The 13,309-nt window shown below is 32.2% G+C and carries 10 protein-coding genes; 9 read left to right on the plus strand and 1 reads right to left on the minus strand.

Features of this window, described 5'->3' with window-relative positions; all coding sequences use genetic code 11:
- Positions 1-75: 75 nt before the first annotated feature.
- A complete protein-coding gene (locus ACWJKP_RS05605; protein WP_224578778.1) occupies positions 76-1,536 on the minus strand; it encodes an IS1182 family transposase in 1,461 nt (486 codons plus the stop codon).
- A 292-nt stretch (positions 1,537-1,828) separates the two neighbouring features.
- Here ACWJKP_RS05605 and ACWJKP_RS05610 point away from each other — a divergent pair, with 292 nt between their 5' ends.
- The 9 genes from ACWJKP_RS05610 to ACWJKP_RS05650 all read left to right on the plus strand — a co-directional run bounded on the left by ACWJKP_RS05610 (position 1,829) and on the right by ACWJKP_RS05650 (position 13,189).
- Positions 1,829-2,428: a cell division protein ZapA gene (locus ACWJKP_RS05610; protein ID WP_165414633.1), complete on the plus strand. Its 600-nt coding sequence runs from the start codon at positions 1,829-1,831 to the stop codon at positions 2,426-2,428.
- Positions 2,429-2,671: 243 nt separating this feature from the next.
- Positions 2,672-4,384 (plus strand): ABC transporter substrate-binding protein, encoded by a 1,713-nt coding sequence (locus ACWJKP_RS05615; RefSeq protein WP_165414634.1) that lies wholly within the window; start codon positions 2,672-2,674, stop codon positions 4,382-4,384.
- A gap of 87 nt (positions 4,385-4,471) precedes the next feature.
- The gene (locus tag ACWJKP_RS05620; protein ID WP_165414635.1) at positions 4,472-5,434 is read left to right on the plus strand and encodes an ABC transporter permease; all 963 of its coding nucleotides are present in this window, start codon (positions 4,472-4,474) and stop codon (positions 5,432-5,434) included.
- Between the two features lie 11 nt (positions 5,435-5,445).
- Positions 5,446-6,363, plus strand: coding sequence for an oligopeptide ABC transporter permease (gene opp4C, locus ACWJKP_RS05625; RefSeq protein WP_165414636.1), 918 nt, complete (start codon positions 5,446-5,448; stop codon positions 6,361-6,363).
- A 10-nt stretch (positions 6,364-6,373) separates the two neighbouring features.
- The gene (locus ACWJKP_RS05630) at positions 6,374-7,354 is read left to right on the plus strand and encodes an ABC transporter ATP-binding protein (protein ID WP_462961440.1); all 981 of its coding nucleotides are present in this window, start codon (positions 6,374-6,376) and stop codon (positions 7,352-7,354) included.
- 42 nt (positions 7,355-7,396) lie between these two features.
- Positions 7,397-8,362, plus strand: coding sequence for an ABC transporter ATP-binding protein (locus ACWJKP_RS05635; RefSeq protein ID WP_165414638.1), 966 nt, complete (start codon positions 7,397-7,399; stop codon positions 8,360-8,362).
- Between the two features lie 60 nt (positions 8,363-8,422).
- Positions 8,423-8,611, plus strand: coding sequence for a hypothetical protein (locus ACWJKP_RS05640; RefSeq protein ID WP_165414639.1), 189 nt, complete (start codon positions 8,423-8,425; stop codon positions 8,609-8,611).
- Positions 8,612-8,795: 184 nt separating this feature from the next.
- Positions 8,796-10,727 (plus strand): ABC-F family ATP-binding cassette domain-containing protein, encoded by a 1,932-nt coding sequence (locus ACWJKP_RS05645; protein WP_165414640.1) that lies wholly within the window; start codon positions 8,796-8,798, stop codon positions 10,725-10,727.
- Between the two features lie 95 nt (positions 10,728-10,822).
- On the plus strand, positions 10,823-13,189 hold the full coding sequence (locus ACWJKP_RS05650; protein ID WP_224579013.1) for a helicase C-terminal domain-containing protein: 2,367 nt from the start codon (positions 10,823-10,825) through the stop codon (positions 13,187-13,189).
- Positions 13,190-13,309 lie beyond the last annotated feature (120 nt).

A 13,309-nucleotide genomic window follows, 5' to 3' on the forward strand; every position in this document is an offset into this window, starting at 1 on the left:
AAACATGAAATACCCATATTTTTGGATGTTTCATGCTTTTTCTTTTTATATTTTTATATTTAAGTTAAAAAAGCCTTATTTCATGCCTTTCAACTTGATTATTCTCTTTAGATTCACAGTGAAGATTGATAACGCACCTTGCATTTGCATGCTAATTAAACCTGACGATGTTGCTACATCATAGCCATGCTGGTGCTTAAGTTCACTGTTTTTAGCCTCTATCATATAACGTTCTCTAGCACGTTTTTTAAAATACTCACTTTTTTCGAACTCTATTTGATCTTTGTGAGTATTTGACTTTATTGAAACCGAATAAGTTTTAGATTTAGCACCTTCTTTATAGCACCCATCTTTATGAACACAATTTTTACACTTTTCTACATTAAAATAGTAAGTTAGCACTTGATTTTTACCAACATTCTTCTTTCCCTGTTTTGCTTTTTTAATAGCCATATGGCCTGCCGGACATACAAATAAACCAGCATCTTTATTAAACTCAAATTCATCTTCTTTTTTTCGCATTCCTTGTGAAATTACAGGATTTAGTCTTGAAATTAATACAATTTTATTTTCTTTTGTATATTTTAAGTTTTTCATTTCAGAATAAGCTGTATCTCCAATTACTTCATTAACATCTATACCAGCCTCACGGCTTTTTTCTATTAAGGCTATGAGCTCCTTTCCATCACTTTTTTCGCCAGTTGTAATAACAGCTGCTGTAATTAAACGTTCTTCACTCATAGCAAGGTGTGATTTATATCCAAAAAAAGAACTATCTTCAGTTTTATGCCCCACTTTTGCATCCTCATCTTTTGATAGTTTTAGATTTTCTAAGTCATCATTAATAGCTTCCATTAAGTAGTTTAATTTAGTTTTCACAGCTGGATTTGCTGCAGTTTCTGGCTTCTCGTTTATGCTATCAATTAATAATTTGCAGTACTCAAGAATATCTTCAAGTACTCCAGTTGTAACTTTATTAGGTAACTCTTCTTTAATACCAGGATGTACTCCATACAATGTTTTTCTTAAGTTTTTTGCACGTTTCAATAATTCTTCGCTCGCTGACTTTTGGTTATAACGTGACTTGGTATGCGTAGCATCAACTATTATTGCTTTACTTTTTAAAACTCCCTCTTTTATAGCAAGTTCTACAGTCTTGTTTATTAATAAATCCAATAAATTCATGTCTTTAAGGCGAAGCTTTCTAAATTTAGTTAATGTACTTGAGTTTATTAAATTTGTTTCTTCTGGGGCTAAATTTAGAAAATATTTAAAGGACATATCATAAAGAGTTCTTTCAACAACATCTTCATCAGACAATTCATATATTACTTTCAAAAGTAAATATTTAAATAGCATTATGGGGTTAATAGCACCTCTACCCATAGATGAACTATAGTTAACCACCAATTCATCATAAACAAATGAAAAGTCAACAAGGTCATTAATTTGCTTTAAAATGTTATCTTCCGGAATAATTAACGAATATAAGCTATGGTATGTATTTATTTTTATTTCCAATTGTCCTTTTAGCATAATAGTATAGCCCCTTTTATTTTAGTCTACTATACTAATTCGACATATCTTTTAAAATTCCTTTTTGTTTTTAGTCTTTTACATAAAAAAAATCGCCATCTTTAATTCGATGACGATTTTTCATATAGTTTTTCAGTGGCCTCAGTAATAAGGGGGTTTTATCATTTCATGCAATCTCAAAAAACAAATGAATATTGTATTAATTGTATGCATAATTTGAAAAAATTGGTTTTATTAAAAGTTATATTGTGGTACAATAAGTTTAACTAATCTGTCTAAGAGGGTGTTTTAGATGAACGTTGTAACAATAAAGATAAACGGTGTTGAATATAATTTAAAAGGTGATGAAAGAGAAGAATATTTACATATGGTAGCTAGTTATGTTGATAAAAAAATAAAAAATATAATGGGTAATAATGAAAAGCTTAGTACTTCCTCAGCAGCAATTTTAACTGCTTTAAATTTAGGTGATGATATGTTTAAAAGTAAGTCACTTTGCAAGGAACTTTTGAGTAAGGGTGAATCTTTAGAAAAACATGATAATGAATTGACTGAGCAGTTAGAAGGTTTAAAAAAACAGTTAAATCATTTGGAAGACTATAATCAAGAATTACTTAACAAGTGTAAAAACACAGAAAAAACTGAATATGTAAAAACATTAGAGCAAGAAAATATAGAGATGCAACAACAATTAGATGTGATGCAAGTGACTAGTAAAAGTTGTATCGAAGAAAATAGAAGAACAAAAACAGAAAATAAAGAAATGAGATTTAAGCTTCAATCTTATAAGTACAAAATAATTGATTCACAAAATAAGTTGATAGAATACCAAATTAGTTTAGCTAAACAAAAGAAAATTAATAATCCACTTTTAGCTTCACATAAAAAATAAAGATGATTTAATTGTCGCCGAAAGGCGATTTTTTTAATGGACGAGAAATATATTTACAAAAGGCTCACAATTTTTAAAATAATTGTGAGTCTATTTTATATTATAATTACTTTAAGTTGATAAAGTGTAATATTAAAATACTTATGAAACATATAATTATATTGATAGCGAAATTAAAGACTGTTATATTAACAACAATTATTAAGTTATATCAAATTGTTTATAAAAAAAGGGGGGAAAACAATGAAAAGAAGAATTGCTGGATGTTTAAGTTTAGCAATGTCAATGGCTCTAGTATTATCGGGTTGTGGTAAAAGTGATGTTGGGGGAGCGGCAAAGGATTTAAAAGGATCAGAAGTTATAGCGGCTGTAAATCCAGAAAAAGTGCCACAAACAGCAAAAAACAGAAAAGATACTTTAATTATTGGATTTACAGCACCAGAAGGAAAGTTTAATCCCATATATGAAAGTTCAGTAGATGATGGTTATGTTGCTCAATTAGTTTTTGAAGGGTTATTGACAAATGATGAGAAAGGAAATCCTATAGAAAAAGTAGCTAAGAAATGGGAGATTTCAAAGGATAGCAAAACCTATACCTTCCATTTAAACAAAGGCATTAAATTTAGCAATGGAGAAGAATTAACTGCAAAGGACGTGGAATTTACTTATACAGCTATTTGTGACCCAAAGTATGATGGACCCAGAACAGACGCTGTAGATAAATTGGTTGGGTATAAGGAATACAATAAAGGTGATGCTAAAACTGTTAAAGGCATAAAGGTTATAGATGACAATACAATTTCATTTACATTAACAGATGTTAAAGCACCAGCGCTAAGTTCTGATTTTATTTATGGAATTATGTGCAAGAGTTATTATGCATTTGAAAAAGGTAATATAGATAAATTAAAAAAAACATTCTTAAAACCGATGGGCAGTGGTCCATATATATTTAAAGCATATAAGGCAGGTCAAGAAGCTGATTTTGAGAAAAACCCTGATTATTGGAAGGGTGAGGCTAAGATTAATAAGTTAATATTAAAAGTTACCAATGCCCAAACTAATATTCAATCACTATCCGCTGGTGAAGTAGATATTGATAGAATTGCAACTGCACCAGAAAATATCCAAATGCTTAAGAGTGCAGGATTCTTAGATATGCAACTTTTTCCGGATAATGGATATGGATTTATAGGTTTAAACCTTAAAAATGAAAAATTAAAAGATAAGAGAGTACGTCAAGCACTTACCTATGGGTTAGATAGAAAAGGATTTATAGATGCTAGATATAAAGGTTATGCTGATGTTTGTAATGCACCAGTATCACAAGTCTCTTGGGCATATACTGATGATATAAAGAAATATGAATATAATCCCGAAAAAGCAAATAAATTATTAGAAGAAGCTGGTTGGATTAAAAAGGAAGATGGCTTTAGATATAAGGATGGTAAAAAGTTTCAAATCCATTGGATGACTTATCAAGGAAGTAAATATGTTGAAATGTTAATTCCAATAGTAAAAGAGAATTGGAAGGCTATAGGAATAGATGTTATTCCTGAATTAATGGAATTTAACACTTTGTGTACAAAGGTTTTTGATGAACAAAAATTTGAAATGTATAATATGTCTTGGACTTTAAGTATTGATCCAGATCCATCAGGATTATTCTCAGAAAAGCAAGCAGAGCTCGGTGGATACAATCCAGGAAATTGGGTAAATAAAGAAAGTGAAAAATTAATGGCAGATGCTCGTAATACTACTGATGTAAAAGAAAGAAAGGTACTATATCAAAAGTGGTTAAAACTTTTCACGGAGGAAGCTCCATATGTTTTGTTAGATCAATGTAAAATGATGTGGGCTGTAAGTTCAAGAGTTAAAGGTATAAGCATCTCTCCATATGTTAATTTTACTTATCAAATTGCAGATGCAGAATTAATAGAACCTAAAGCTAAATAGGTAAATATCACAGCACCAAAGGTTATGCTTTAATTATATTTTACTATGCTTGGGGTTACCAAGCATAGTTTATAAAGGGGGACTGTCATGAGGCAGTATATAACTAGAAGATTACTGCAAATGATACCAGTTTTAATAGGGGTATCTATAGTAATATTTTTAATATTACAGTTGGCACCAGGTGATGCATTAACAGGTAAAATGGATCCACATTTAACACCAGAAAGAAAACAAGAATTAAGACAGCAAATGGGACTAGATCTACCAGCATATAAGCAATATCTTAGGTGGGCTGGAGGAGTACTTCATGGGGATTTTGGCGAATCTACTAACTTTAAACAGCCAGTAGGAAAGGTTATGAACACATATATTTGGAATACATTTTACCTAGCTATACTCTCATTAATACTAAGTGTATTAATTTCAATTCCAATCGGAGTAGTTTCTGCAACTAAGCAGTACTCAAAATTTGATGGTTTTTTCACCGTGTTTGCCCTGATAGGTATTTCTATGCCCTCCTTCTTTTTTGGTATGCTTCTTATAAAAATTTTCGCTGTAGATCTTAAAATACTTCCGGTTTCTGGAATGAGCACGGCGGGAAGTACAGTAGCAGGTATTTCCTATGGTTTAGATGTAGCTCGTCATATGATACTACCGCTAATTGTACTTACTTTAAGTAGCGTAGCAGGTCTTATGAGATACACAAGATCCAGTATGCTAGAGGTAATAAGGCAGGATTATATAAGAACTGCTAGAGCTAAAGGACTTAAAGAAAAAGTGGTTATATATAAACATGCTCTTAGAAATGGAATGATTCCTGTTATTACTTTACTGGGATTTTGGCTTCCTTTATTATTTTCTGGAGCATTTATTACAGAAAGCATTTTTGGATGGCCTGGTATAGGACCTATAGAAATTGCTGCAGTAAGTGGACGTGATTATCCACTGCTCATGGGAATAAATATCTTGTTTGCAGTATTAACTTTGGTTGGAAATTTAATTGCAGATGTTACTTATGCCGTAGTTGATCCGAGAATAAGGCTTAAATAGGAGGTGTTAAAATGCAAGTAGGAGTAAAACCAAAAATCAATGAAATCAAAAAAGAAGAAATTTTAAGCCCTTGGAAGATAATAAGCAAACGATTAAAAAAGAACAAACTAGCTATATTTGGAATGTATATACTGTTGTTTATGGTGCTTATGGCATTAGTTGGTCCATTAATATCACCTTATAAAATGGAAACTATAGATTTATACAATGTATCAGCTTCACCATCTTTTAAACATCTTTTGGGTACCGATGATGTGGGAAGGGATGTCTTAGTAAGAGTGATGTATGGAGGTAGAATATCTCTTTCAGTAGGAGTACTTGCTGTATTTGTTGAAGTGCTAATTGGGAGTATGTTAGGAGGAATTGCAGGCTTTTATGGTGGAATGGTTGATAGTATAATAATGAGAATAGTTGATGTATTCTTATGTTTTCCAGGGTTGCCACTACTTATAATGCTAGCAGCTGTAATGTCAGATTTAAATGTTGCTCCACAATATAGGATGTATGTGGTTATGTTTATTATAGGATTACTTGGATGGCCAAGCCTTTGCCGTATTGTTCGTGGTCAAATACTATCACTTAGGGAACAGGAATTTATGCAGGCTGCAGAAGCTTTAGGACTTAAGGATAGGAGAAAAATATTTAGTCATCTACTACCCAATACCTATGCGTCTATTATAGTTTCGGCTACTTTAGGTATAGGTGGTGCAATTCTAACGGAATCAGCATTAAGTTTTCTAGGACTTGGAGTTACTCCTCCAACGCCGTCTTGGGGTCAAATGGTTCAGGCAGTTAACAATGCATATATATTACAATTCGAACCTTGGATTTGGGCGCCTCCTGGTATATGCATCTTCTTAACGGTAATAGGTATAAATTTATTTGGAGATGGACTTCGCGATGCCATCGATCCAAAACTAAAGGTTTAGGAGGGGTGCTATGAGTAAGAATTTAGTAGAGATAAAAAATTTGAAAACGTATTTTTACACCGAAGATGGAATTGTGAAAGCTGTTGATGATGTTAGTTTTAATATTAGAGAAGGCGAAATAATAGGTGTAGTTGGAGAATCGGGTTGTGGTAAAAGCGTTACGGCAATGTCAATAATGAGATTAATTCCGTCACCACCAGGGAAAATAGTTGGAGGCGAAATTCTGTTTGAAGATAAAAATATTTTAGAACTTAAAGGCGATGAAATAAGAAAAATAAGGGGCAATGACATAGCAGTAATATTTCAAGAGCCTATGACTTCATTAAATCCTATATTCACTATAGGGTATCAAATAGAAGAAGTAATAATGCTCCACCAAAAATTAAATAAAGCCCAGGCTAGGGGAAAAGCGGTAGAAATGTTAAAGCTAGTTGGAGTGCCAAGAGCTGAGGACATAGTGAAGTGTTACCCTCATGAGCTTAGTGGAGGTATGCGCCAAAGGGCAATGATTGCAATGGCTGTGTCTTGTAATCCAAAGCTTTTAATAGCAGATGAGCCAACTACTGCATTAGATGTAACAATTCAAGCGCAAATACTTGATATTATGAAGGATCTAAAGAAAAAGCTTAATACTTCAATAATGCTAATAACTCATGATCTTGGAGTAATTGCTGAAATGGCAGAATATGTAGTAGTAATGTATGCTGGTAAGGTTATTGAAGAAGCACCTGTAATTGAGTTATTTAAAAATCCAATGCATCCATATACTGAAGGCTTAATGAAATCTAAACCTTCACTGGATAAAGATGTAGATAGATTATACTCAATACCCGGACAGGTTCCAAACCCAATTAATATGCCAGAAGAATGTTATTTTTGTGCAAGATGCCCGAAAGCTATGGATATTTGTAGAAAGAAGCAACCACCTACTTACGAGATAAGGCAAGGACATAAGGTAGCCTGCTTTTTATATGATGAGCAAAACAACTAATAAATATTTTGTACTATGAAGCGATGCAAGGAGGGGAAGTAAGTGCACGATGAAATAGTTAGAGTAGAGAATTTAAAAACATATTTTCCTATTCAGGGTGGAATACTTAAAAAGACTGTAGGTTATGTTAAAGCTGTAGATGGGGTATCTCTATATATAAATAAAGGTGAAACCTTGGGCCTAGTGGGTGAATCAGGATGTGGGAAAACTACAGTTGGTAGAACTATGTTAAGGCTTATAAACAAAACAGAAGGCAATGTTTATTTTAAAAATCAAAATGTATTTGATTTATCGAAAAAAGATTTAAGAAAGATGAGACCTAAGATGCAAATAATTTTTCAAGATCCATATAGTTCTCTTAATCCAAGACTTACTATAGGGCAAATAGTTGGAGAATCGCTAGTAGATCATGAGTTATTGCCTAAAAGCGAAATTGCTGATAGAGTTCAAGAGGTGCTTGAGATTTGTGGGCTTGCACCTTATCACATAAGAAGATACCCACATGAATTTTCAGGTGGGCAAAGGCAGAGAATAGGAATAGCAAGAGCTCTTATATTAAATCCTGAATTTATAGTTGCTGATGAACCTGTATCAGCACTAGATGTGTCCATTCAATCTCAAATAGTTAATTTAATGTGTGATCTTCAAGAAAAAATGGGGTTTTCATATTTATTTATTTCGCATGATTTAAGTGTAGTAAAACATATTAGTCATAGAATAGGGGTTATGTACCTAGGATCTTTGGTGGAATTAGCATCAAAAAATGAATTGTATAATAATCCTCTTCATCCATATACAAAGGCATTGTTATCGGCAGTGCCTCTACCAGATCCAACATTAAAGAGAGAAAGAATTATTCTTAAGGGAGACATACCAAGTCCGGCAAATCCACCCTCTGGCTGTAAATTTCATACCCGATGTCAATATGCTATGGAAAGGTGCAAAAATGAATGTCCACAGTATAAAGATGTAGGCGGAAAACATTTTGTAGCTTGCCACTTGCTGTAAGGTAATGATTGGTAGCATAAAAGGATAGTATATTGAATTTCCAAAGTAAGGGGGGAATATATGAGACAGGAAAGAGAACTAGAAAGAATAAAGGATAGTGATTTGAATTGTGATGAAGGTGTAGGATGGAAGGACATTGTAGCCATTGTTATAGCACAATTTCAGATATTTATGCCAATAGTTATGGGAGCTGCATTAGTCATGAGTTTGTTGTTATTTATTGTAATGAAAGTATGGATCAGAAGTTAATAATAGTTAACTAATATTTGTAAAAAAAATGTATATTTGTTTAAAAATACACCCTAGAGATAATGAAAAATTTGTCGGAGATGAATTTGCACTATCACTTGGGTGCTTATTTGGGTATAATTGAAGTGTAGGGACATTTAATCTCATGCCCCTAATGTTAGAACATGAAAAGGATGGTATGTATATGAATTTATTAACAATAGAAGAAATGAGTAAAAGTTATAGTGAAAAAATACTCATTAATAAAGTGTCATTAGGTATAAGTGATGGCGATAAAATTGGATTAATAGGAGTTAATGGAACAGGAAAATCAACTTTTTTAAAAATAATAGCTGGCTTTGAAGTTCCTGATGGGGGAAGAATTTTAAAGGGAAACAAAGTGAATATAGAATATTTATCTCAAAATCCTAAATTTGACCCAGAAGCTACAGTGCTTGAGCAAATTTTTAAAAGTGAAACTGATGTTATGAAGGTTATAAGAGAATATGAAGTAGCTATGGAGAAAATGGAGGAAAATCCAGAGGATGAGTCCGTTCAAAATGCTTTAATGAACCTTAACACTAAGATGGATGCATGTAACGGATGGGAAGTTCAAAATGAAGCTAAAATAATACTTACAAAGCTTGGAATAACCGATTTTAAGCAGCGTATAGGCAACCTTTCAGGTGGACAAAGAAAAAGAGTGGCTTTGTGTAGTGCTCTAATTACTCCCTCTGATTTATTAATTTTGGATGAGCCTACAAATCATATGGATAATAAAATAATAGATTGGCTTGAGAAATTTTTAAATAGTAGAAAAGGTGCACTACTTATGATTACTCATGATAGGTATTTTTTAGATAGAATAACAAATAAAATTATTGAGCTTGATAAGGGTAATCTATATAGTTATCAGGGGAATTATAGTGTGTTTTTGGAAAAGAAAGTTGAAAGAATGGCTTTAATGGATACAATAGAGAAAAAAAGAGAGAGTTTATTTAAAAAGGAACTAGCTTGGATAAGACGTGGGGCTAAAGCTAGAAGTACTAAGCAAAAGGCAAGAATTGACCGTTTTGATGAGCTTCGCGATGGAAAAGTTGATGTAACAAACGAAAAGTTAGAATTATCCTCGGCATCTACTAGACTTGGTAAAAAGATTATGAATGTAGAGAACATATATAAAGCATATGGTGATAAAAAATTAATTAGTAATTTTAGTCATACTTTTACTAGGAGAGATAAAGTAGGTATTATAGGACCTAATGGTATGGGGAAATCTACGCTTATGAATATTTTAAGTGGAGTATTAAGCCCAGATTCAGGGGTAATAGATTGGGGAGAAACATTGAAAATTGGCTTTTTCCATCAAGAAAATGGTGAGATGAACGAAAAGCTACGTGCTATAGAGTACATTCGAGAAGGTGCAGAATATATAACTACAGGCGATGGAGAACAGGTTACAGCTTCTCAAATGCTTGAGAGATTCTTATTTGATGGAACTACTAAGCATTCATTTATTTCTAGTTTATCCGGTGGAGAAAAACGAAGACTATATTTATTAAGGATTCTTATGGAAGCTCCAAATGTACTATTTTTAGATGAGCCAACTAATGACTTTGATATTCAAACTCTAGCAGTACTCGAAGATTATTTAGATGGGTTTAGTGGTGTGGTTATAACTGTATCTCATGATAGATACTTTTTAGATAGAGTATCTGACAAAATATTCAGTTTTGAGGGAAATGAAAAGATAATTCAATTTGTAGGTAATTATTCTGAGTATAAAGAATATATAGAAAAAAATCCGAATTTACTAGAAGTAGATAAAGAAGACAAAAAAGATGTAAATGAAGAGGTTGCAAGCAGTAAAGATGAGGCAATTAAAGAAGAGAAGCTTTTGAAAATTACATTTAAAGAGCAGAAAGAATTTGATGAAATCGACGGTAAAATTGAGCAAAAGGAAGCAGAACTTGTGGATATTAATAAAAAAATCAATGATGGAAGTAGTGATTTTGAATATTTGCAGAAACTAGTTAATCAGCAAAAGAATATTGGAGTTGAAGCTGAACAGCTAATGGTGCGATGGACATATTTAAATGAATTAGTTGAGAAAATAGATCAGCAGAAAAACAATTAAATCATCACCCACTTATACAAGTGGGTGATTTTGTTTCTGAAATGTTATTGAAAATTTATGAGTGATAAGTTTATTTAATAAAGAAGGTATAGTCTGTGGATAAAAATAGAGATATAAAAATATCTGTGCGTAACTTAGTAGAGTTTGTACTAAGGGCTGGCGATTTAGATATGAGGTTTATGGGGAGTAGCAGAGCTGTAGAGGGCACAAAAGCACATCAAAAAATTCAAAGTGAGAATAAAGAAAAGTATTCGGTAATACTTGGAGAAGAATATCGCCCTGAGGTAAGTTTAAAACACAGTATACTACATAATGGGGCCTCGATTATAATTGAGGGGCGTGCTGATGGTATTCTAATCAAAAATAATAAAGTTACCATAGATGAAATTAAAACAGTTGCTAAAGATATAGAACTTATTAAGGAAGATTATAATAGTCTTCACTGGGCTCAAGCCAAATGTTATGCATATATATATGGGATTCAAAATAATCTTGGGCTTATTAATGTTCAATTAACCTATTATGAAATAGATACGCAAAAAACTAAGCAATTTATCAAAGCTTTTTCAATTGAAAAATTACAAGAATTTTTTGATGAAATTATTTCTAGCTATTTTGTATGGGCAAATATTGCTAGTGAGTGGAATAAGGAAAGAGATAGTACTATAAAAGAGTTGTTGTTTCCGTTTGAAAATTATAGGGACGGTCAAAGGGAACTAGCTGTCTGCGTATATAAAACAGTAGTAGAGAAAAAGAAAATGTTTGTGCAAGCCCCCACAGGAATAGGTAAAACTATATCTACTTTGTTTCCGGTGGTTAAAGCTATGGGAGAAGGGCATACCACAAAGATTTTTTACCTAACAGCCAAAACTATAACAAGACGAGTTGCAGAGGATGCCTTTGATAAAATGAAATCAAATGGACTTAAATTTAAGACGATTACACTAACAGCAAAGGATAAAGTATGTCTTAGTAAAGGTAGTGCGTGTAATCCGCAGCAATGTAAATTTGCAAAAGGACATTTTGATAGGGTTAATGAAGCGCTACTTGATATTCTGAAAAATGAAAATACATTTAGCAGAGAAATAATTGAGATATACTCAAATAAATATAACGTATGTCCATTTGAGTTTTCATTGGATTTAACTGTGTGGGCTGACAGCGTTATATGCGATTATAATTATGTATTTGATCCTAGGGTTTACTTAAAAAGATTCTTTACTGATAACGGTGGGGAATATACTTTTTTGGTTGATGAGGCTCATAACTTAGTGGATAGAGCTAGAGAAATGTTTTCAGCGCAAATTAGTAAAAAATTGATTATGCAATTGAAAAAAGATATAAAAGGTCTTGACGATCAAATGTACAAAGTTTTGAATAAGTTAAATGCTCTTATCAACAGCATGAAGAAAATGTGTAATGAAGATGGATATTACAAACAAAATTCTGAACCAGTGGATATATATAACCTCCTTACGAGGCTTACTAAAATATTAGAAAAATGGCTCACGAAAAATGAAAAATCTGAAACATATGATAGTTTTTTAGAATTGTATTTTAACTCTTTGAGTTTTATTCGGGTAGCTGAACTTTATGATGATAAATATATAACCTATGTAGAAAGTGGGTTAGATGACGTAGTATTAAAAATGTTTTGCTTGGATCCATCTAAGCTTTTAAGCGAGGCGTCAAAAAGAGGTCAATCAGTGATATACTTCTCTGCAACGTTACTACCATTAGTATACTTTAAAGAGATTTTGGGTGGAGAAAGTAAGGATTACCATTTAACGCTGAATTCTCCCTTTGACAAAAGTAAGCTTAGGGTAATGGTAGCTAAGGACATTTCTACTAAATATAAATATAGAGAAAATAGTTACCTAAAGATAGTAGAGTACATATATTCTGTAATAAGTGCTAAGAATGGAAATTATATGGTATTTTTTCCTTCATATAAATATTTGGAGGAGGTGTGTAATAGTTTTACGCAAAAGTATCCACATATCAAAGTAAGTATCCAAACCAATTCTATGACTGAAGATGCCAGGGAAGAATTTTTGCAAAACTTTAGTAGTTCGAGTGATGAGAATATTTTAGGTTTTGGAGTTTTAGGTGGTATATTTTCTGAAGGTATTGATTTAAAAGGTGATGCATTAATTGGTGTTATAATCATCGGTGTAGGTCATCCTATGATTTGCTTTGAACGGGAAATTATTAAAGAATACTTTAATAATAAAAGCAATTGTGGCTATGAATATTCTTATATGTACCCAGGTATGAATAAAGTACTACAGGCGGCGGGAAGGGTAATTAGAACAGAGGAAGATAGTGGGATCGCGCTATTAATAGATGATAGATTCCTTAACCAAAGGTATAGACGACTTTTCCCAAAGGAATGGGACAATTATCATATAATAAATAATAGCACTCATGCTAAAAAAGAGATTTGTGAATTTTGGGAATAAGGAATTGTAAAAATAATATTATCTAAGAAAATAAAAAAACTTGAGCATTTGCTCAAGTTTTTTATATACAAATAATTAAAGTCTATTTATAAGATACTGTGGGGGGATAAAAAAGGAAAC

Source organism: Clostridium sp. CM037 (assembly GCF_055081095.1).

Bases quoted from the DNA above. Each gene is read 5' to 3' on its own strand.
- ACWJKP_RS05615 (WP_165414634.1), top strand. From the start codon at position 2,672: ATGAAAAGAAGAATTGCTGGATGTTTAAGTTTAGCAATGTCAATGGCT.
- ACWJKP_RS05610 (WP_165414633.1), top strand. From the start codon at position 1,829: ATGAACGTTGTAACAATAAAGATAAACGGTGTTGAATATAATTTAAAA.
- ACWJKP_RS05640 (WP_165414639.1), top strand. From the start codon at position 8,423: ATGAGACAGGAAAGAGAACTAGAAAGAATAAAGGATAGTGATTTGAAT.
- opp4C (WP_165414636.1), top strand. From the start codon at position 5,446: ATGCAAGTAGGAGTAAAACCAAAAATCAATGAAATCAAAAAAGAAGAA.
- ACWJKP_RS05630 (WP_462961440.1), top strand. From the start codon at position 6,374: ATGAGTAAGAATTTAGTAGAGATAAAAAATTTGAAAACGTATTTTTAC.
- ACWJKP_RS05620 (WP_165414635.1), top strand. From the start codon at position 4,472: ATGAGGCAGTATATAACTAGAAGATTACTGCAAATGATACCAGTTTTA.
- ACWJKP_RS05645 (WP_165414640.1), top strand. From the start codon at position 8,796: ATGAATTTATTAACAATAGAAGAAATGAGTAAAAGTTATAGTGAAAAA.
- ACWJKP_RS05605 (WP_224578778.1), bottom strand. From the start codon at position 1,536: ATGCTAAAAGGACAATTGGAAATAAAAATAAATACATACCATAGCTTA.